Annotated in this window: 19 protein-coding genes; 4 read left to right on the forward strand and 15 right to left on the reverse strand. The window is 66.9% G+C overall.

Annotated features, from left to right (window positions below):
* Positions 1 to 24: 24 nt before the first annotated feature.
* The 11 genes from IDT60_RS19760 to IDT60_RS19810 form a co-directional block, all read right to left on the reverse strand.
* On the reverse strand, positions 25 to 693 hold the full coding sequence (locus IDT60_RS19760; protein WP_191080344.1) for a 3-oxoacid CoA-transferase subunit B: 669 nt from the start codon (positions 691 to 693) through the stop codon (positions 25 to 27).
* Positions 694 to 695: 2 nt separating this feature from the next.
* Positions 696 to 1,355, reverse strand: coding sequence for a 3-oxoacid CoA-transferase subunit A (locus IDT60_RS19765; RefSeq protein WP_191080345.1), 660 nt, complete (start codon positions 1,353 to 1,355; stop codon positions 696 to 698).
* 3 nt (positions 1,356 to 1,358) lie between these two features.
* On the reverse strand, positions 1,359 to 2,555 hold the full coding sequence (locus tag IDT60_RS19770) for a thiolase family protein (RefSeq protein WP_191080346.1): 1,197 nt from the start codon (positions 2,553 to 2,555) through the stop codon (positions 1,359 to 1,361).
* Between the two features lie 82 nt (positions 2,556 to 2,637).
* Positions 2,638 to 3,099, reverse strand: coding sequence for a 4-carboxymuconolactone decarboxylase (gene pcaC, locus IDT60_RS19775; protein WP_191082039.1), 462 nt, complete (start codon positions 3,097 to 3,099; stop codon positions 2,638 to 2,640).
* Entirely contained in the window at positions 3,096 to 3,914 is an 819-nt protein-coding gene (locus IDT60_RS19780) for an alpha/beta fold hydrolase (RefSeq protein WP_191080347.1), read from the reverse strand. Before IDT60_RS19780 ends, pcaC begins: the two co-directional genes overlap by 4 nt.
* A complete protein-coding gene (locus IDT60_RS19785; protein WP_191080348.1) occupies positions 3,907 to 5,415 on the reverse strand; it encodes a lyase family protein in 1,509 nt (502 codons plus the stop codon). The genes IDT60_RS19780 and IDT60_RS19785 overlap by 8 nt, the downstream gene beginning before the upstream one ends.
* Entirely contained in the window at positions 5,412 to 5,972 is a 561-nt protein-coding gene (gene pcaG / locus IDT60_RS19790; RefSeq protein ID WP_191080349.1) for a protocatechuate 3,4-dioxygenase subunit alpha, read from the reverse strand. The genes IDT60_RS19785 and pcaG overlap by 4 nt, the downstream gene beginning before the upstream one ends.
* Position 5,973: 1 nt before the next feature.
* Positions 5,974 to 6,849: a protocatechuate 3,4-dioxygenase subunit beta gene (pcaH, locus tag IDT60_RS19795; protein WP_191080350.1), complete on the reverse strand. Its 876-nt coding sequence runs from the start codon at positions 6,847 to 6,849 to the stop codon at positions 5,974 to 5,976.
* Positions 6,850 to 6,929: 80 nt separating this feature from the next.
* Positions 6,930 to 8,876 (reverse strand): bifunctional sugar phosphate isomerase/epimerase/4-hydroxyphenylpyruvate dioxygenase family protein, encoded by a 1,947-nt coding sequence (locus IDT60_RS19800; protein WP_191080351.1) that lies wholly within the window; start codon positions 8,874 to 8,876, stop codon positions 6,930 to 6,932.
* Positions 8,876 to 9,757 (reverse strand): shikimate dehydrogenase, encoded by an 882-nt coding sequence (locus IDT60_RS19805; RefSeq protein WP_191080352.1) that lies wholly within the window; start codon positions 9,755 to 9,757, stop codon positions 8,876 to 8,878. The genes IDT60_RS19800 and IDT60_RS19805 overlap by 1 nt, the downstream gene beginning before the upstream one ends.
* Before the next feature lie 133 nt (positions 9,758 to 9,890).
* On the reverse strand, positions 9,891 to 10,631 hold the full coding sequence (locus IDT60_RS19810) for an IclR family transcriptional regulator (protein ID WP_223884004.1): 741 nt from the start codon (positions 10,629 to 10,631) through the stop codon (positions 9,891 to 9,893).
* 351 nt (positions 10,632 to 10,982) lie between these two features.
* On the opposite strand from IDT60_RS19810, the gene IDT60_RS19815 reads away from it, so the two are divergent.
* A complete protein-coding gene (locus IDT60_RS19815) occupies positions 10,983 to 12,302 on the forward strand; it encodes an MFS transporter (RefSeq protein ID WP_164203912.1) in 1,320 nt (439 codons plus the stop codon).
* Positions 12,303 to 12,402: 100 nt separating this feature from the next.
* On the opposite strand, the gene IDT60_RS19820 is transcribed toward IDT60_RS19815, so the two are convergent.
* The gene (locus IDT60_RS19820; RefSeq protein WP_164203900.1) at positions 12,403 to 13,491 is read right to left on the reverse strand and encodes an ATP-dependent DNA ligase; all 1,089 of its coding nucleotides are present in this window, start codon (positions 13,489 to 13,491) and stop codon (positions 12,403 to 12,405) included.
* Positions 13,492 to 13,597: 106 nt separating this feature from the next.
* On the opposite strand from IDT60_RS19820, the gene IDT60_RS19825 reads away from it, so the two are divergent.
* Together IDT60_RS19825 and IDT60_RS19830 are read left to right on the forward strand one after the other, a co-directional pair.
* A complete protein-coding gene (locus tag IDT60_RS19825) occupies positions 13,598 to 14,626 on the forward strand; it encodes a TIGR03885 family FMN-dependent LLM class oxidoreductase (protein ID WP_191080354.1) in 1,029 nt (342 codons plus the stop codon).
* Positions 14,623 to 16,317: an alpha-amylase family protein gene (locus IDT60_RS19830; RefSeq protein ID WP_191080355.1), complete on the forward strand. Its 1,695-nt coding sequence runs from the start codon at positions 14,623 to 14,625 to the stop codon at positions 16,315 to 16,317. The genes IDT60_RS19825 and IDT60_RS19830 overlap by 4 nt, the downstream gene beginning before the upstream one ends.
* Positions 16,318 to 16,338: 21 nt before the next feature.
* On the opposite strand, the gene IDT60_RS19835 is transcribed toward IDT60_RS19830, so the two are convergent.
* Entirely contained in the window at positions 16,339 to 16,818 is a 480-nt protein-coding gene (locus IDT60_RS19835) for a hypothetical protein (RefSeq protein ID WP_191080356.1), read from the reverse strand.
* A gap of 189 nt (positions 16,819 to 17,007) precedes the next feature.
* Here IDT60_RS19835 and IDT60_RS19840 point away from each other — a divergent pair, with 189 nt between their 5' ends.
* Entirely contained in the window at positions 17,008 to 17,244 is a 237-nt protein-coding gene (locus tag IDT60_RS19840) for a hypothetical protein (protein WP_164203892.1), read from the forward strand.
* Positions 17,245 to 17,246: 2 nt separating this feature from the next.
* On the opposite strand, the gene IDT60_RS19845 is transcribed toward IDT60_RS19840, so the two are convergent.
* Positions 17,247 to 17,534 carry a MoaD/ThiS family protein gene (locus tag IDT60_RS19845; RefSeq protein ID WP_191080357.1) on the reverse strand — a complete coding sequence of 96 codons (288 nt, stop codon included), beginning with the start codon at positions 17,532 to 17,534 and terminating at the stop codon, positions 17,247 to 17,249.
* Positions 17,527 to 18,672 (reverse strand): exo-alpha-sialidase, encoded by a 1,146-nt coding sequence (locus IDT60_RS19850; RefSeq protein ID WP_191080358.1) that lies wholly within the window; start codon positions 18,670 to 18,672, stop codon positions 17,527 to 17,529. Before IDT60_RS19850 ends, IDT60_RS19845 begins: the two co-directional genes overlap by 8 nt.
* Positions 18,673 to 18,689: the final 17 nt, after the last annotated feature.

Raw genomic sequence — 18,689 nt, forward strand, 5'->3', positions numbered from 1 at the left:
TCAATCCTAGGGTGGCGGAGGGGGCTAGGCTGCGGTCTTGAGCGGGACGGGCACGAGTTCCTGGAGTTCCTCCAAGGTGCAGCCGAACGTCTCGCGGACTGTGACGCCGTCGGGTCCGGTCAGGAAGACGGCCTTGTCGGTGTACACACGGGTCACGCAGCCGACGCCGGTGAGGGGGTAGGTGCACGCTTCCACGATCTTGGACGCCCCTTCCCTGGTCAACAAAGTCATCATCACAAAGACGTCCTTGGCGCCGGTGGCCAGGTCCATCGCGCCGCCCACGGCGGGGATGGCATCCGGGGCGCCGGTGTGCCAGTTGGCGAGGTCACCGGTGGCCGAGACCTGGAACGCGCCGAGCACGCAGATGTCCAGGTGCCCGCCGCGCATGATCGCGAACGAGTCGGCGTGGTGGAAGTAGGACGCACCCGGCAGTTCGGTGACGGGGATCTTGCCGGCGTTGATGAGGTCGCCGTCGATCTGGTCACCCTCGGCTACCGGACCCATGCCCAGCATGCCGTTCTCGGTATGGAGCGTGATGTTCTGCTCCGGCTTGAGGTAGTTGGACACCAGGGTGGGCTGGCCGATGCCGAGGTTCACGAAGGAGCCGGGCTTGATGTCGCGGGCCACGAGTTCGGCGAGGGCGTCGCGGCCCAGGGGCTTGTCACTGGTCTGGATGGAAGTTGCGGTGCTCATGCTCAGGCCACCTTCACGATGCTGTTGACGTAGATTCCGGGGGTGACCACGTTTTCCGGGTCGAGTCCGCCGGTGGGGACGATCTCGGACACCTGGACCACGGTGTGCTTGGCGGCGGCGGCCATGATGGGGCCGAAGTTCCGGGCGGTTTTGCGGTACACGAGGTTCCCCACGCCGTCGGCCTTCAATGCCTTGACCAGCGCGACGTCGGCGTGGATCGGGGTCTCGAAAACCTGGCCGCGGCCATCGATGATGCGGGTTTCCTTGCCCTCGGCCAGCATGGTGCCGTAGCCGGTGGGGGTGAAGAACCCGCCGATGCCGGCCCCGGCGGCACGGATGCGTTCGGCCAGGTTGCCCTGCGGGACGAGTTCCAGCTCGATTTCGCCGGCGTGGTACTTGGCGTCAAAGTGCCAGGAGTCGGACTGCCGCGGGAAGGAGCAGATCATCTTCTTCACCCGGCCTTCCTTGATCAGCAGCGCGAGGCCCTGATCGCCCTGGCCGGCGTTGTTGTTGACCACGGTCAGGTCCTTGGCGCCGCAGTCCATCAGCGCGTCGATCAGTTCGAACGGCTGCCCGGCGTTGCCGAACCCGCCGATCATCACGGTGGAGCCGTCCTTGATGCCGGCGACGGCCTCGTTGACGGTGTCTACAAATGTCAGCATTGCTCAGCCCTTCACAGAAGTTACATTTTCAAGTACGACGGCGAGGCCCTGACCGACGCCGATGCAGATCGCGGCGACGCCCCAGCGTTCGCCGGAGGCCTGCAGGGACCGGGCGAGGGTGCCCAGGATCCGGGTCCCGGACGCGCCCAGCGGGTGGCCCATGGCGATCGCCCCGCCGTGCCGGTTCACGATTCCCGGGTCGATGCCCCAGGCATTGATGCACGCCAGGGACTGCGCGGCGAACGCTTCGTTAAGTTCGACGGCGCCCACCTGGTCCCAGCTGATGCCCGCCTTCGCGAGGGCTTTGTTCGCGGCCTCCACCGGGGCGTAACCGAAGAACTGGGGATCGTTGCCGTGCGCGCCGCGGCCGGCGATGCGGCCCAGGGGCTCGAGCCCGAGCAGCCCGGCGGCATTCTCGGATCCGATCCAGGCTGCGGAGGCGCCGTCGGACAGCGGGGACGCGTTCCCGGCGGTGACAGTACCGTTCTCGGTGCGGAACACGGTCTTGAGCCCGGCGAGCTTCTCCGCCGAGGAGCCGGCGCGGATGCTTTCATCCCGGACCAGGTCGGTGCCCGGGACCGGGGTCACCAGGTTGTCGTAGAAGCCTTCGTCCCACGCGGCGGCGGAGAGGTTGTGCGAGTTCGCGGCGAACTCGTCCTGCTGCTCGCGGGTCACGCCGTACTTCTCGCGGAGCCGTTCGGTGGCCTCGCCCAGGGAGATGGTCCATTCCTTGGGCATGGCCTTGTTCACCAGGCGCCAGCCCAGCGTGGTGGAGGCCAGGGTCATGTCCCCGGCCGGGTAGGGCTTTTCGGTCTTGGGCAACACCCAGGGGGCCCGGGACATCGACTCGGCCCCGCCCACGAGCATCAGCTCGGCGTCGCCGGCGTTGATCTGGCGCGAGGCGATGATCGCGGCGTCCAGGGAGGATCCGCAGAGCCGGTTCACGGACGTGCCCGGGATGGATACAGGTAGCCCGGCGAGCAGGGTGCCCATGCGGGCGATGTTGCGGTTCTCCTCGCCAGCGCCGTTGGCGTTGCCAAATACGACCTCATCGATCCGTTCGGGGTCCAGCCCCGGGGCGCGCTTCACGGATTCCTTGATCACGTGCGCGGCAAGGTCATCCGGGCGGACGGCCGCGAGGCCCGAGCCGAACTTCCCGAACGGCGTGCGTACGGCGTCGTAAACAAATGCCTGGTTCAAAACTTCTCCTCTTGATTCTGTGGGTCCCAACTAGGTAGCAGTAACTGTCGTTATGGGGCTCCAAAACGACAGTTAGCGCTACTTAGTTGGGAGGGGTGGGGGTGTCTGTGGGGATGTCCGTGGTTGCGTCGTCCATTGCGCGGAAGACCTGCTGGGCGGTCTTGAAGGCTGTGTTGGCGGACGGGACACCGCAGTAGATGGCGGTCTGGAGCAGGATTTCCTTGATCTCGTCCCGGCTCAGGCCGTTGGTGATGGCCGCGCGGATGTGCATGGCCAGCTCTTCCCAGTGACCGTGCGCCACCATGGCCGTGATGGTCACGGCCGAGCGCATCTGCCGGGAAATGCCGGGCCTGGTCCAGATCCCACCCCATGCGATCCGCGTGATCATGTCCTGGAAGTCCTCGGTGAACCCGTCCTTGGTGGCGTTGGCCCGGTCCACATGCGCGGCGCCGAGCACTTCGCGGCGGACCACCATGCCGCCGTCGTAAATCTCCTGGCTGGTGGCGTCCGGCTGGACCACACCATGGCGTTCAGTACCGCTCACTTCGCAGACCGCGATTCGCTCCACGTGATGAGGCTCCGCAGCAGTTCTGCAACGTGGGCGGGTGCCTCGGCGGGGGCAAGGTGCGCCACACCTTCGAGGGTAACGGCATTCGCCGTGCCTCCCCCGGCGGTGATGCCGGCGGCGATTTCTTCCGCGAACGACGGCGGCACAACAGCATCCGCCGCGCCTGCCACTGCCTGCGTGGGGACCGTGATGCTGCCGAGTTCCGCGCGGACGTCGTAGCCGGCCAGCGCTTCACAGCAGAACGCGTAGCTGAAGCGGTCGGCATCGCGGAGGGAATGGAGGAGCTTGCTGCTCAGGTCGGGCTGGCGGTCCATAAAGCCGGGTGCGAACCAGCGTTCCGCCGAACCCTGGATGACCGCCGGAGTGCCCTGGCCGCGGACCAGTTCCGCACGGTCCAGCCAGCCTTCAGGGGTGCCGATCTTGGCGCCGGAGCACTGGACGGACAGGCTCTTAAGGCGTTCGCCGTGCTTGATGCCGAGCTGCAGGCCGGTGGCTCCGCCGAGGGAGACGCCTGCGTAGTGGAAGGATTCGCCAGGGGCGATCGAATCCACCAGGTCCACCACGGAGTCAGCTAGGGCGGGGACGTCGAAAGTTTCGGTGGCTTTGGGTGAGACGCCGTGGCCGGGCAGGTCCCAGGCCACCACGTCGTAGTCGTTGGCCAGCAGCGCAGCCGTCCCGCCCCACAGAACGGCGGAGGACGTGCCCAGCGAGGGGCCCACCACCAGCAGCGGGCGTTCGCCCAGGGCTCGTTCGGGCGAAAGCAGCACTGCCTTCAGGGTCGGTTTAGCCACGGTTGGCTCCGTTCTGGTCGGGGTCTGTTGCGGACGCAATGTCTGTTGAGGATGCGGGGCGGGCACGGGAATAGTCGGGGTACTCGGCCAAAATGCGGCGGGAAATTTCGGCGGCCTGGCCCAGGTAGCTGGCGGGATCCAGGAGTTCGTCCAGCCGCAGGTCCGTGAGCGCACCCACGGGGACCGCTTCCCGGACCAGCCGCCGGTAGGTGGCACCCTGCTCGGCAGCGGGCGCGGCAAGGGTCCGGTCCACCACGTCCTGCAGCTGCTCCTTGCCGGTGCGCCCGTCCTTCTCTGCCAAAAGCGGGGCGACGGCGGCGCCCACCCCTTCCGCCAGGAGCAGCGGGCCGGCGAGGTCCAGGTTGCGGCGCATGGCGTCCGGGTAAACCTGGAGTCCTGCGGCGAGCTCACGGAGGTGCCCGGCAGCGCCCAACGCCAGCCGCAGGAGTTCACGCAGGGCCGGCCATTCGGTGTGCCAGGCGGCATCGGGGCGTTCGTCGTTGAAGTTGGCAGTGGCCAGGTGCAGCTGCGCCACCAATTGCGGGGCCTGGAGGGCGGCGCTGCGGATCAGGACCGACAGCACCGGGTTCTGCTTCTGCGGCATGGCCGAGGACACGCCGCGGCCCGCGGCGCGGGGTTCCGCGAGTTCGGCCACTTCGGGCCGGCTCAGGAACAGGACGTCCGCGGCGATCTTGCCCGCGGCGCCCAGCACGGCCGCCAGGGCGTTGCCGAGGGACGTGATGACAAGCCGGTTGGTGTGCCAGGGAGCGGGGGCGGGAGCCAGACCCAGCTGCTTGGCCAGGGAATCGGCAAGCGTGAAGGGAGTGGCGCGGCTCCCGGCGGCCAGCACGGTGCCGGCGGCGAGGGTTCCCGCAGCCCCGCCGAACTGCACCGGGAACGTGACGCTCTCCAGCTGCCGACCGGCCGCGGCCACACCGTGGAACCACTGCGCTGCCCGCAGCCCGAACGTAAACGGGAGGGAGTGCTGGGTCAGGCTCCTTCCCACCCCCAGCGTGTCCGCATGCTTTTCCGCCAAGGCTGCGAGCGCCGCCGTCGTGGTTTTCAGGTCGGCAAGCAGCGCTTCCACGGTGTTGCGCGCGAGCAGCATCAGGGCCGTGTCGAGGACGTCCTGGCTGGTCAGAGAGGTGTGCACCGCACGCAATGCACCGACGCCGGCGGTGTCCAGCGCCGAAACCTGCTTCCGCAGGTCCGCCAACAAAGGGATGACGGGGTTGCCGCCGCCTTGGGCGCGGGCCGCGATGGCCGCCGCGTCGTAGCGGCCCGGCTGCGCGGCGGAAGCCACGACGGCGGCGGAACCGGCGGGCGCCAGGCCCGCCTTCTCCAGCACCGCGGCCCAGCCGGACTCGACGGCGAGGATCGCCGCCAGCACCGCACGGTCGCCGGTCACCGCCGCCACCAATGGCGACGCCGAGACGGGACTGAGCAGGCCGACGTCACCGTCCTCCGCGCTACCGAAATTACCCAAGGCGGCGTCCGTCACTGGAAGTCCAGGAAGACCGTCTCGCCCTCACCCTGCAGGCGGACGTCCCAGCTGAGTCCGCCGTCGGGATCACGGCGCGCGATCAGGGTCTTCCGGCTTTCCGGGTCCAGGGAGCTCAGGAGCGGGTCCTTGGCCAGGGCTTCCTCGTTTTCGGGCAGGTAGATCCGGGTGAAGAGCCGGTTCATCAGGCCGCGGGCAAACACGGCCACGGAGATGAAGGGGGCTGCACCGGGCTCGGTGGGGCCGGGGTTCACGGTGGTGAAGGTGAACACGCCGGAGTTGCCCACGGCGCCGCGGCCCCAGCCGGTGAAGGTGTAGCCGTCGCGGACCAGGGAGCCGGTGCGCTGCACGATCTTGCCGTCGGCGTCAGGCTGCCAGATCTCCAGGATGGCGTCCGGAATCGCTGCGCCGGAGCCGTCGTACACGGTGCCCTGAAGGCGGATGGAACCGGCCGAGCCGGGTGCCAACAGTTCGTTGTCCTTCTCGTACGGCAGGGCGTAGCCGTAGAAGGGGCCTACTGTCTGGCCGGGGGTGGCAACAAGTTTGGTGGCAGTCACGTTATTCCTGGTCTCCTTCTGCGCCCAGCGCTTCGTTTTCGGTCCAGGTCCGCTTGGAACCGGTCAGGATGATGTCCCAGTTGTAGCCCAGGGCCCACTCGGGCTCGGTGAGGCTGTGGTCGTAGGTGGCCACGAGGCGGTCGCGGGCGTCCTGGTCCACGATGGACTGGTAGATGGGGTCCAGCGGGAAGAGCTGGTCGCCGGGGAAGTACATCTGGGTGACAATGCGCTGGGTGAACTCCTGGCCGAAGAGCGAGAAGTGGATGTGCGCCGGGCGCCAGGCGTTGAGGTGGTTTTTCCACGGGTAGGCGCCGGGCTTGATGGTGGTGAACCGGTAGGAGCCGTCCGGGCCCGTGATGCAGCGGCCCACGCCGGTGAAGTTGGGGTCCAGCGGTGCCGGGTGCTGGTCGCGCTTGTGGATGTAGCGGCCGGACGAGTTGGCCTGCCAAATTTCCACGAGCTGGCCGGCCACGGGGCGGCCGTCGCCGTCCAGGACCTTGCCGGCCACGATGATCCGCTCACCCTGGGGTTCGCCGTTGTGCTGGATGGTCAGGTCCGCTTCGAGCGCGTGCACGTCCTGGTGCCCGAAGGCGGGCGAGTACAGTTCGATGGTTTCCGGGTCTGCGTGGTGCAGGCTCTTGGTGGGGTGCCGGAGGATGCTGCTGCGGTAGGGGGCGTAGTCCAGCCGGGGCTGGGTTTCGGCGGCGACGCCGCCCTTGAGCGCCCGCGTATAGGCCTCGCCCAGGGCGTTGATCTCAGCACTGAGAGCGGCCTGGGTTTCGACGGCACTGTCCAGGGGGAGGTGCGCGGCGCGGGGTTCTGCGGCCGGTACGAACTCGTCAGTCTCAAGCTGGTGGGCTTTGATGTCCTGCGGCACGGTTGGCTCCTTTCGTTAGTGCTTTGCTGGTTTGGTAAGGCTTGTTCGGGTTGGTTGCTGTGCTGGTTCCGGAGCGGGTCTTAGGGGCGGTGCAGGAGGTCGTACTGGACTGCGTGCCGGACGGGCGCGTTGGGTGCCCCGTAGCCGTCATAGGCTCCGCGGCGTTCCACCATTTCGAAGAACACGCTGCCCACGGTGGCGGTGTAGAAGTGCAGGAACTCGCCGTCGGCGTCCCGGTCGTACAGGAGGTTCAGTTCCTGCAGTGTCGCCAGGAAATCCGGGGCCAGGCCGAACCGGGCGTCCAGGTCCTCGTAGTAGTTCGCCGGGATCTCCAGGAACTCCAGTCCGCGGGCCTTGCAGTCCCGGGCGGTGGCCACCAGGTCATCCACGGCGAACGCGATGTGCTCCTGGTAGGTTTTCCGATGGCCTTCGCCTGCACCGTCCTGCTGGATAAGCGGCGCCAGGTTCAGCACCAGCCGCACCGAACGGTCGTCCGTGGCCATGACCTGCGAGCGGACCAGGCCGGTGGGGCTCGGCACCTCCGCAAACGGCTGGGGCGTCAGGGCGAGGGCGCTGGTGTAGAAGAGAACGGCCTCGTCAAAGTGCTGCCACGGCTGGGCCAGGTTGACGTGATCAATCACCGCAGTGACTCCGGCCGCGGGCGCTACCGGCCCCTCGCGGGGCTCCGCCGTCTCGCCGAATTCGCTTGTCCAGGCGGCGGTGCCGTCCGGGCTGCCCTGGCACAGGAAAACCTCCGTGGAGTCCGGCGCCGCGAAGCCCTGGAACACCTCCTCGTTGGCCTGGCTCGTGCGCGGGACCGCGGGGGCCTTGAGCTGCCGGGCCCGGGCGGAGGCAATCACGGGTGAGGCGACGTCAAATCCCAAAGCCGCGATGGCGGGTGACGCATCCGCGGCGCTCTCCCCCGACCCGGGGGCCGCCTCGTTGACGATCACCCGGGCGTGGCCCATGGTCCACAGCTGCACGGCCTTGGTGCGGTGCCGGCCGTTGAATTCAAAGCCGAGCTGGCCGAGGACAGTTTCGAGGCCCTTGGTGTCGGCGGCCCTGACCTCGGCAAAGTTGTAGCCTGCCGGTTCGGCCACCTGCGGGAGGGTGGCCAGTTCCATGGGATAACGACGGCGGAACGGGGCCGCGGCACCACCAGCACCGGTGGGTCCGGCGCCCGCAGCGGACAGAGCGGGTGCGTTGGCGTCGAGCCACTTGGCGCTCTGTTCCTCCAGCCAGATGAGCGAACGCATGCCGTCCACGGCGGTACGCTCCACGTCCGACTGGCGGAAGACGTCGTTGAAGATTTCCAGCGACACCGGTCCGCTGTAGCCGGCCCTGACAACGTGGCCCATGAACTTGGCGAGCTCGAACTGCCCCTCGCCCGGGAACACCCGGTAGTGCCGGCTCCAGGACAGGACGTCCATGGAGAGCTTCGGGGCGTCCGCAACCTGCACGAAGAAGATCTTCTCCGGGTTGAAGGCCTCGATGGGCGCAGTGTCCCAGTTGCGGGAAAGGATGTGGAAGGAGTCCAGGCAGGTGCCCAGGTTGGGGTGGTCCACGGCTTCCACCAGCCGGTGGGCGTGCTCGTAGTCGCTGACGTACTTGCCCCAGGCCAGGGCCTCGTAGGCGACCTTGATGCCGTGGTCCCCTGCCAGTGCTGCCAGCCGGCCAAGCTGCTCAGCCCGGAGGTCGTCGCTGTCGATGCTGGCCGTGGCCACGTTGGAGCAGACCAGGATGGTGTCCATGCCCAGGCGGGCCATCAGCTTGAATTTGGCTTCGGCACGGCGGAGGTTGGCCGTGAGGAGGTCCTCGGACACGCTGTCGAAGTCACGGAACGGCTGGTAGAGGTCCAGGGTGAGGCCAAGGTCTGCCGCCATCTTGCGGACGTCCTCGGGCGTAACGGGTGAGGTGACCAGGTCCTGCTCAAAGATTTCAATGCCGTCGAAGCCTGCGATGGCGCAGGCCTGCATCTTTTCCTTCAGGGTGCCGGAGAGGCAGACTGTGGCGATTCCGGTGCGCATCAGGCGGCCACTTCTTCCTGGGCCACGAGCTCCAGGAAGTGTCCGCGCATGCGGTCAGCATCGGCTTCCAGCCCGGTGAAGATCCGGAAGGAGTCAGCCGCCTGCCCCACGGCCATGCGGCCGCCATCCAGGACCGCGCAGCCCTTGGCACGGGCACCCAGGACAAGCTCGGTCTCGATGGGGCGGTAGACAATGTCCGCCACCCAGTGCCGGGATTCGAGGAGGTCAAGGTCCAGCGGGACGCCCGGGTGGGCGGCCATGCCTACCGGCGTGCAGTGCACCAGGCCGTCGGCCAGCGGCATCAGCTGCGTTAGCTCCGTCGTCGTACGCGGTGTGATGGTGCGGTCCGGGAAGAAGCCGGCCAGTTCGGCGGCGCGCGCCGCGCAGCGGGCGGCGTCCGTGTCCACCAGGTCCAGAGTCTTCACGCCGGCGGTGAGCAGGGCGTAGGCGACGGCGGACCCGGCACCTCCTGCGCCGAGCTGGACCACGCGGTCCAGCCGGGCGCCCGGAAGGCCGGAGGCCAGGGCGGCGGCAAAACCGGAGAAGTCGGTGTTGTGTCCGATGAAGCGGCCGCCCTCGATCACCACGGTGTTGACGGCGCCAAGCCGGAGGGCGTCCGGCGAGACCTCGTCCAAGTACTGGAGGACCAGCTGCTTGCACGGATGGGTGATGTTCAGGCCGTTGAAGCCGAGGCTGCGGGCGCTTTTGAGCAGCTCCCCCACGGCGTCGCCAGTCAGTCCGAGCTCCAGCAGGTCGATGGGGCGGTAGAGGTAGCGCAGGCCTTGGACATCGCCTTCGCGTTCGTGCATGGGAGGAGTGAGTGACGGCATCACGCCATCGCCGACCAGTCCCACAAGGTAGGACTCAGTTCGATTGCTCATCCGGGCAGCTCCTTTGATACGGCACGTGGCGGGCGGCGGCGCTCAAGGAGGACGCGGCGGGCCAGGTGATAGGGATTACAGTACAACACTTGTTCACTTATCGCACGCTTGTTCTACATGCGAACATTTGCGGCTAGCGCTGGGGTAGGCGCGCAGCCAGCTCGGCAGCGGCCTCCTGCAGCAGGGGCACGTGGGCCAAAAGGCCTTCCATACTGAGGCGGAAAACAGGGACCGCCGTGGCCAGCGACGCGAAGGCGTGGCCCTGGGAGTTGAGCAGCGGAACAGCCACCGCGCGCATCCCGTTCTCGTTTTCCTCATCCATCACGGCGTATCCCTGGCGGCGGACCCGGTCCATTTCGGCCCGGAAGGCGGCACGGTCGGTGATGGTGCGCTCCGTGAGCGGCTCGAGTTCAAGCTCCTCGATGAGGGCCTCCCGCTCCGCATCGTCCGCAAACGCCACGAGGGCCTTCCCGACGGCGGTCGCATGCAGGGCGCCCAGGTGGCCAGGGTCGCTGGTCACCCGGAACATCTGCGGGCCGTCCACCTTGTTGACGGTGAGGTGGTGATGGCCGTCCCGGACGCTTAGGATGGTGGCCTCCCCCGTCTGCTCGGTCACTCGGCGAAGCACCGGCATGGCCGCGCCGGCGAAGCCGTGATGCTGGGACACCCGCTGCCCCAACTGGAAGATGCGCAGGCCCAGGTGGTAACGGCGGCCGTCCGGCTCATAGTCCACAAAGCCGTCCCGGGTCAGGGAACCCAGCAGGCGGTACGTGGTACTGAAGGGAAGGTCGGCGCGGCGCGAGATCTCCGCGGCACTGGCACCGCGGGGCTCGTCACCCAATAGGACAAGCAGGCCCAGGGCCTTGCCCACCATGTCGGTACGGTCGCCCTTGGGCGCCTTTGGCCCGGCAGCAACGGTGTCACCGCCAATACCGCTGGAGGCAACATCGCCGGGAACAACGCCGTCGGGGGCTGTGGTTTGATTCACACTCATAGCTCGATGTTGCCACATCGTGGGAGCTATTTCTAGATGGTGATTATTTTCTTGACAAGTGACTGCGCTCACAGCCATCATTGTCGTATCGCACAAGTAGCTCCCACCATGTGGCTACTGGTCCGGGTCTTTCCACGGACACCAGCCGCACCGCCCTCTGCCACCACAGGCAGGTGCGGCTGCGCTTCCCCAGATCCATCCGCGACAATGTCGTCACACCAAAGGAACTCCATGAGCCAGACACTTCCGTCCGCCGGGCAGGGCACTGTTGCCCCGGCCGGGACGCCCAAGAAAGCAGCCCTCGCCAGCTTCCTGGGCAGCGCCGTCGAATACTACGACTTCTTCATCTTCGGTTCGGCGGCGGCACTGATCTTCCCCACGGTGTTCTTCCCGGACGCCGGCGCCAACGCCGCCGTCATGTCCTTCGCCACCTTCGGCTTTGCCTACGTGGCACGTCCGGTGGGCGCTGTGATCCTGGGCCACTTCGGTGACCGCGTGGGCCGGCAGAAGGTGCTGATGTTCACGCTGCTGCTGATGGGCGCCTCGACTTTCCTCATCGGCTGCCTGCCCGACTTCAACACCGTGGGCTGGTGGGCGCCGGCGCTGTTGGTGCTGGCACGCCTTTGCCAGGGCCTCTCCGCCGCCGGCGAGCAGGCCGGCGCTTCCTCCATGACGCTGGAGCACGCCCCTGACAACCGCCGCTCCTTCTTCACCTCCTGGACCCTCACCGGGACCCAGGGCGGCCAGATCCTGGCGGCCCTCGTCTTCATCCCCGTCCTGGCCCTCCCGGACGAGATCAAGTACGGCGTCGGCTGGCGCATCCCGTTCTGGCTCAGTGCCGCCGTTGTTGTTGTTGCGTTCTTCATCCGCCGCACGCTGCACGAACCCCCCGCATTCGCAGAAGCACAGAAGACGGCCCAGATCTCCAAGCTCCCCGTTGCCGACCTCCTCAAGGGACACTGGCGCGACGTCCTGCGCGTTATTGCCTGCGCGTTCATCGCGGCCGTCTCCACCGTGTTCGGCACCTTGGCCATCAGCTACGCCAAGACCGTCGCCGGCGTTGACGGCACCACCACCCTGTGGCTGGTGGTCGGCGCCAACCTGGTAGCACTCGGCACCCAGCCCCTGTTCGGCATGCTCGCCGACAAGATCGGCCGCAAGCCCGTGTTCATCTACGGCGCCGTGGCCAGCGCGATCCTCACCCCTGTGTTCCTGCTCAGCCTGGAGTCCGGCAGCACCCCGCTGATGTTCCTCGCCGCCATCGGGTTCTTCTCCTTCGGCTACGCAGCCTCCAACGCCGTCTGGCCGTCCTTCTACGCCGAGATGTTCAGTACCAAGGTCCGCTTCTCCGGCCTGGCCATCGGCACCCAGCTCGGCTTCCTGATGGCAGGCTTCGCCCCCGCCATCGTGGCAGCGATGGGCGGCATCAAGCCCGGCGGCTGGGTCCAGATCAGCATCTTCACCGCCATCATCTGTGGTATTGCGGCGATCTCTGCCCTGACGGCCAAGGAAACCTTCAAGGTCCCCACCAAGCAGCTCGGCCTGAAGTAACGCACTGGCCCGGTTCTGAAACCGGAAAGCCCGCCGCTCCCTTGAGTGGCGGGCTTTCCTTGCTTAAAAGGGCCCGCAACAAAAGTACGGTAGCGGGGTGCTACGGCCGGCCCGTCTCCAGCACCGACGCCAGGTCGAAGTTAACGGGTTCTTCCAGCTGCGCGTAAGTGCAGGACTCCGGGTCCCGGTCCGGCCGCCAGCGTGAGAACTGAGCTGTGTGACGGAACCGCTCGCCTTCCATGTGGTCGTACCGGACTTCCACCACGAGTTCCGGCCGCAGCGGCACAAAGGACAGGTCCTTGCCGGCGCTCCACCGGCTTCCCTCGGCGTTGCGCGGCGTCCGTTCGCCTTCCGCCTGTTTGGCCCAGGCCCACGGATGGTCGTCGAAATCCGTGACGAGCGGTTGCAGCTCCCGGAACAGTTCCTGCCGCCGCTTCATCGGGAAGGCGCCGATCACGCCCACACTGGCCAGGCCGCCGTCGTCCTTGTATAAACCGAGCAGCAGCGAGCCGATGGCATCCGGGCCGCTCTTGTGGACGCGGTAGCCGGCAACCACACAGTCGGCGGTGCGTTCGTGCTTGATCTTGAACATCACGCGTTTGTCCGGCTGGTAGCTGCCGGCGAGCGGCTTGGCCACGATCCCGTCCAGGCCTGCGCCCTCGAACTGCCGGAACCACGTCCCGGCGGTGGATTTGTCCAGGGTGGCGGCCGTGAGGTGGACGGGCGCCTTGCTGCCGGCGAGTGCCTTTTCCAGCGCAACCCGCCGTTCGGAGAAGGGCCGGCCGGTGTAGTCCTCATCATCCAAAGCCAGCAGGTCGAAGGCGACGAACTTGGCCGGGGTCTGTTCTGCGAGCATCTTCACGCGGCTGGCGGCGGGGTGGATCCGCTGCTGCAGGGCGTCGAAGTCCAGCCTGTCCCCGGACTGGCCCACCAGGACGATCTCCCCGTCCAGGACGCACCGCGGGGGGAGGTTCTCCTTCAGGGCCACCACAAGCTCAGGAAAATACCGGGTCATGGGTTTCCCGTTCCGGCTGCCGATCTCCAGCTCATCGCCGTCCCGGAAGATGATGGACCGAAAACCGTCCCATTTCGGTTCGAAGCTGAAGTCACCCGCTCCGGGAATACCGTCTATGCCGCTGACGGCTTTGGCGAGCATAGGCAGGACGGGGGGCATCACGGGAAGTCGCATACTGCCCATTCTTGCCCGCGCAAGGCAGCGGGCGAAAGGCCCGGCCCGGCAAAAGCCCAGCTGAAAGCCTCGACACGGAACGCCGGGGGACTGTAGACCTTAACGGATGGTCACCCTCGGCTTCCATGCCTCCCATGAACAGATCAGCCCCCGACAACTGCTCAAGGACGTCCAGCACGCGGAGCAGGCAGGCTTTGATGCCGCCATGTGCTCCGACCATATCGAGCCGTGGTCGGCCCGGCAGGGTCATTCCGGCTTTGCCTGGTCCTGGCTGGGAGCCGCGCTGGCAACAACAGGCCTTCGCTTCGGGGTGGTGACGGCGCCGGGCCAGCGCTACCATCCGGCCATCATCGCCCACGCTTCGGCAACCCTGGCAGCCATGTTTCCTGGGCGGTTCTGGATGGCGCCGGGCAGCGGTGAAAACATGAACGAGCACGTTACCGGGGATGCCTGGCCGCCCAAGGAGACCCGGCAGCAGCGGCTTGAGGAGTGCGTGGACATCATTCGCCGCCTGCATCGCGGTGAGGACGTCACCCACCACGGGTTGGTGACCGTGGAACAGGCCCGGATCTGGGATGTTCCGGAGCCTCCCCCGCCACTGATCGGCCCGGCCATCAGTGTGGAGACGGCCCGCCGGGCCGCAGACTGGGCTGACGGCCTGGTCACCGTGAACCAGCCGCCGGAAAAGCTGAAGCACATGCTCGCCGCTTACCGGGACAACGGCGGACAGGGAAAGGCGGTCCTGCAGGTTCATCTCTCATGGGCGCCGCGCGAAGCAGATGCCCTGGCCGTTGCGCTGGACCAGTGGCGGACCAACACGTTCGCCCCTCCCGTCCCGTGGGATCTGCCCACAGCCGCGCATTTCGACGGCGTCAGCAACCATATCGGCGAGGAGCAGGTCCGGAAGTCGGTGAACATCTCCGCCAGCCTGGACCGGCACGCCGAGTGGCTGGCCGGCTACGCCGCGCTGGGGTTCGACGAGCTGTACCTGCACTTTGTGGGGCAGCACCAGACCCCGTTCATCGATGCGTTCGCAGCTGAGGTGCTGCCGCAGCTGCGCCCGGATCCCGTCCCGGTGCCAGCGGCCCTGCCGCGGGCGTCTGCGGCCCCGTCACCCGCGGAGGCCAGGCCGTGAGAATTGCCGAGACCTCTGACCTCTGGTGGAAGAATGCGGTCATCTACTGCCTGGACGTGGAGACTTTCTTCGACGACGACGGCGACGGCACCGGTGATTTCGCCGGCCTGACCCAGCGTGTGGACTACCTCGCGGCACTGGGCGTGACGTGCATCTGGCTGATGCCGTTCTACCCGTCACCGGACCGCGACGACGGCTATGACGTGACGGATTTCTTCACCGTGGATCCCCGGCTGGGCACTATGGGGGACCTGGTGGAATTCATCCGCAGCGCGAAAGACCGGGGCATGCGGGTGATCGCCGATTTCGTGGTCAACCACACGTCAAACCAGCATCCGTGGTTCGTGGAAGCAACGAAGTCCAAGGACAATCCCTACCGGGACTACTACGTCTGGCGCGCGGACACTCCCCCGGACACGTCCTCGGAAGTGGTGTTCCCGGGCGAACAGACCTCCCTGTGGACCAAAGACAAAGCCACGGGCGAGTGGTATCTGCACATGTTCGCCGAGCACCAGCCGGACCTGAACGTGACCAATCCCAAAGTCCGCAACGAAATCGCCAAAGCCATGGGACTCTGGCTGGAGCTGGGCCTGGACGGCTTCCGGCTGGACGCTGTGCCGTTCTTCCTCGAAACCCGGGGCCAGCCGAAGGACGACGCCGCGAACCGCGACCCGCATGAGTACCTCAGTGCGCTCCGCAGCTTCCTGAACCGGCGCAACGGCAGCGCAGTGATGCTTGGTGAAGTGAACCTCCCATACAAGGAGCAGCTGGAGTACTTCGGCGGCACCGAAGGCAACGAGCTGAACATGCAGTTCGACTTCATGACCATGCAACACCTCTACCTTGCCCTTGCCCGGAAGGATGCACGTCCTCTGGCGGAAAACCTGAAGAGCCGCCCGCCGCTGCATCCCGACAACCAGTGGGCCATGTTTGTCCGCAACCATGACGAACTCACCCTGGACAAGCTCAGTGACGCCGAACGGGAAGAGGTTTTCGCCGCCTTCGGTCCCGAGAAGAACATGCAGGTCTACGGCCGCGGCCTCCGCCGCCGGATCCCGCCGATGCTCGGCGGTGACGCCGAAAGAATCCGGATGGTGTACTCGCTGCTGTTCTCGCTCCCGGGGACCCCGGTCCTCTTCTACGGCGAGGAAATCGGCATGGGCGAGGACCTGCGGCAGAAGAGCAGGTCAGCCGTGCGCACCCCCATGCAATGGAACAACACCAAAAATGGCGGCTTCTCCGACGCCAAGGTTGCCGAACTGGTGGCCCCGCTGGTCCGGGGAGAATTTGGTCCGGACCACGTGAACGCTGCTGCCGCCAAACGGGACCCGGAGTCCCTGTGGAATTTCATGGCCACGCTGATCCAGCGCTACCGGGAGTCGCCGGAGCTGGGCTGGGGCGAATTCGCGTTGATCGACCAGCCCGAGCCCGCGGTGTTTGCCCACAGCTGTACCTCGGACGGGGGCACGATGGTCCTGCTCCATAACTTCGGCACCGCAAAGGTGAAGGTCACCGGGACGGTGGCACCCGAGGACGGCCCAAAGCGCACCTACAGGGGCACCATGCTCCTGGATGTCCTCGACGGCGGCAACGTGCCGATGGAGCCCGACGGCGGCTTCACGGTTGAGTTGGGCCGTTACGGCTACCGGTGGTTCCGGGTGCAGCAGCCGGGCGACCGGCTGGCGCCGTGAGGGGCTGCCACACGGAACCGGTCAGGCCCGTGGCCGGGCGGCTGCGATGAGTTCCTCGGCCTCCCGGAGAATGCGGGCCCCCGCCGCGGACTCCACCACCACTGTCTGGTCCCGCGAGTCCAGCCGCACTTCGTGACGGGTTTCGGCAGGCCCGCCGGCACGCACACCCGCCGACGCGGACGCACGCGGCGGCCGGTGGAGCTCCTGGTCCTGGATTCCCACGGCAAGTGCGCTCATCAGGTCAGCGTCCTCCGGCGTGGCGAGGTCGCTGCCGATCAGCTGCACCAGGACTTTCATCCCGGCCAGCCGGCGCTGCGGATCGGCGTCGTTCAGGGCGGAGTCGATGCCCCACTGGGCGCGTTTCCACCATTGGTCCCGCCTGTCCGCGTGGGCCTTCTGCCGGTAGGTCAGGTAGGCCACGAGGACCACCCCGAATGTTGCCAGCGGTGCCACTGCCGCCGCAGCCAGCACCCCGGTCCAGATCCCCTCTGCGAACTCCATGCCACCACCTTAGGCTCGAAGCATGACAACGGGGCTGAGGCAGCCCAACGAATTAGCGGCGGCCGAAACCAGCCCGGCGCGGAGAACTAACCGCGCCCTAACAGCGCGGAAACCAAGCCGCAACAATGCGCAGCCACACTGGAATAGCCGGCAAGTGCAGGCACCAGCTCCAGCCAGGAGGCCCCCGCCATGTTGAAGGAAGCCAAAGCCCATGTGACCCGAGTCCGCGCCCTGGATCAGCTCCACCGCGGCGATGAAATCGAAGCCCGCCTCTCGGTAGGCCCGAACTACGACGACGTGGTGATCCGCCGCGGCAGCGTCCAGGAAACCGCACCGGGAATCGGCGTTGTGTGGATCATGGACCACCACAGCGGTTCCCGGAAGGCCATCAATACGGACGAGTGCAGCGTATGGCGCGTTGCCTGATGCTAGCCGCCGGCCACTGACTGGATGACAAGCACCTCCTGGCCGGCAGCCACCTCGGTCTCCATGCCTTGGAGCCGCCGCACTTCGTCGCCGTTCACGTAAATATTCACGTAGCGTCGGAGTGCCCCGGTTTCATCCCGCAGGCGCCGAGCGAGCACCGGGTAGTCCCCGGTTACCATCTCGAGCAACTTCCCCACCGTCAGAGGCCCTTCGGCGGGCGCAGTCAGGATGGACTGCCCGCCGGCAAGTGGCTGCAGGACACCGGGGAGCACCACACTGATCTCAGGCACCGTGGGCCGTTGCCGTTTCCGGAACCGGCAGCACCGCACCGGAGATCACGGTAGCCCTGACACACAGGACGTCCGGAAGGTGTGAAGCCACTTCCGCGAACGTTTCGCCTTCGTCGGCACTGGCGTAGACAGCGCCGCCGCGTGTCCCGAAGTACACCCCTGCCGGTTCGGCGGAATCCACGGACGCGGCGTCGCGCAGCACGCTGTTGTATTCGCTGGCAGGCAACCCGGAATCCAGCCGCTTCCAGGTGGCTCCGGCGTCGTCAGTGCGGTGCACTGCCAGCTTGCCGTCCGGCGGGATCCGTTCGCCGTCGGCCTTCAGCGGCACAACCCAGGCGGTCCCCTCCCGCCGGGGATGGGTCAGCATCACAAAACCGAAGTCTGCGGGAAGGCCTTCGGCGATGGAATTCCAGTTCTCGCCGTTATCGTCCGTGCGGTAGACGCCGTGGTGGTTCTGGGCGTAGAGGCGGCCTTCGACGGCGGCATCCGCCGCGATCTTGTGGACACACTGGCCAAACTCTGGGTTGGGATCCGGCATGAAGTAGGCCGAAATCCCTTTGTTTCGAGGCTCCCAGGAGGTTCCGCCGTCGAGCGAGCGATACACACCTCCGGTGCTCATGGCGATATGGACGTTGTCCCCCGCAGGATTGACCACGATGGAGTGGGCGGCCGCTCCGCCGTAACCCGCGCCCCATTCACTCCGGTGGGGATGGTCCCAGAGCCCGCGGTTGAGCTCGAAGTGCTCGCCGCCGTCGGTGGATTTCCAGACTGAAATCGGCTCGGCGCCCGCCCAGACCACGCCTGGCCGCGCCGCTGAATCCGGGTAGATCTGCCAGATCCTTTCCACCGCCGCACCGGTGTCTTCGGGGAAGGTGATGGCGCCTTTTTCGGGCTCGGACCAGGTGGCGCCAAGATCGTCCGAGTGCGCAACGGTGGGGCCCCAATGCTCGGATCTTACCCCCACCATGATCCTTGTCCGGCCGTCCCGGGTGTCGATGCCGATGCTGGGGATTTCGCTCATGAGAAAGTGCGGGCCCGAGAACGACCACTGCTGCCGGTCTTGGCTCGTTGCCAGCCAAAGGCCTTTTTTGGTTCCGATCGCCAGGACAAAGTTCTCTGCGGTAGCCATGCACCCCATGCAACCACCCCGCCCGG

Origin of the sequence: Pseudarthrobacter sp. BIM B-2242, assembly GCF_014764445.1 — a bacterium.
In the GTDB taxonomy this organism is placed as follows: domain Bacteria; phylum Actinomycetota; class Actinomycetes; order Actinomycetales; family Micrococcaceae; genus Arthrobacter; species Arthrobacter luteus_A.

What these genes read in the sequence shown, in the direction of transcription:
- IDT60_RS19825 (WP_191080354.1), top strand. Translation starts at nt 13,598, where the DNA reads ATGGTCACCCTCGGCTTCCATGCCTCCCATGAACAGATCAGCCCCCGA.
- IDT60_RS19840 (WP_164203892.1), top strand. Translation starts at nt 17,008, where the DNA reads ATGTTGAAGGAAGCCAAAGCCCATGTGACCCGAGTCCGCGCCCTGGAT.
- IDT60_RS19820 (WP_164203900.1), bottom strand. Translation starts at nt 13,491, where the DNA reads ATGCGACTTCCCGTGATGCCCCCCGTCCTGCCTATGCTCGCCAAAGCC.
- IDT60_RS19765 (WP_191080345.1), bottom strand. Translation starts at nt 1,355, where the DNA reads ATGCTGACATTTGTAGACACCGTCAACGAGGCCGTCGCCGGCATCAAG.
- IDT60_RS19805 (WP_191080352.1), bottom strand. Translation starts at nt 9,757, where the DNA reads ATGAGCAATCGAACTGAGTCCTACCTTGTGGGACTGGTCGGCGATGGC.
- IDT60_RS19850 (WP_191080358.1), bottom strand. Translation starts at nt 18,672, where the DNA reads ATGGGGTGCATGGCTACCGCAGAGAACTTTGTCCTGGCGATCGGAACC.
- IDT60_RS19810 (WP_223884004.1), bottom strand. Translation starts at nt 10,631, where the DNA reads ATGGTGGGCAAGGCCCTGGGCCTGCTTGTCCTATTGGGTGACGAGCCC.
- IDT60_RS19800 (WP_191080351.1), bottom strand. Translation starts at nt 8,876, where the DNA reads ATGCGCACCGGAATCGCCACAGTCTGCCTCTCCGGCACCCTGAAGGAA.
- IDT60_RS19815 (WP_164203912.1), top strand. Translation starts at nt 10,983, where the DNA reads ATGAGCCAGACACTTCCGTCCGCCGGGCAGGGCACTGTTGCCCCGGCC.
- IDT60_RS19835 (WP_191080356.1), bottom strand. Translation starts at nt 16,818, where the DNA reads ATGGAGTTCGCAGAGGGGATCTGGACCGGGGTGCTGGCTGCGGCGGCA.
- IDT60_RS19760 (WP_191080344.1), bottom strand. Translation starts at nt 693, where the DNA reads ATGAGCACCGCAACTTCCATCCAGACCAGTGACAAGCCCCTGGGCCGC.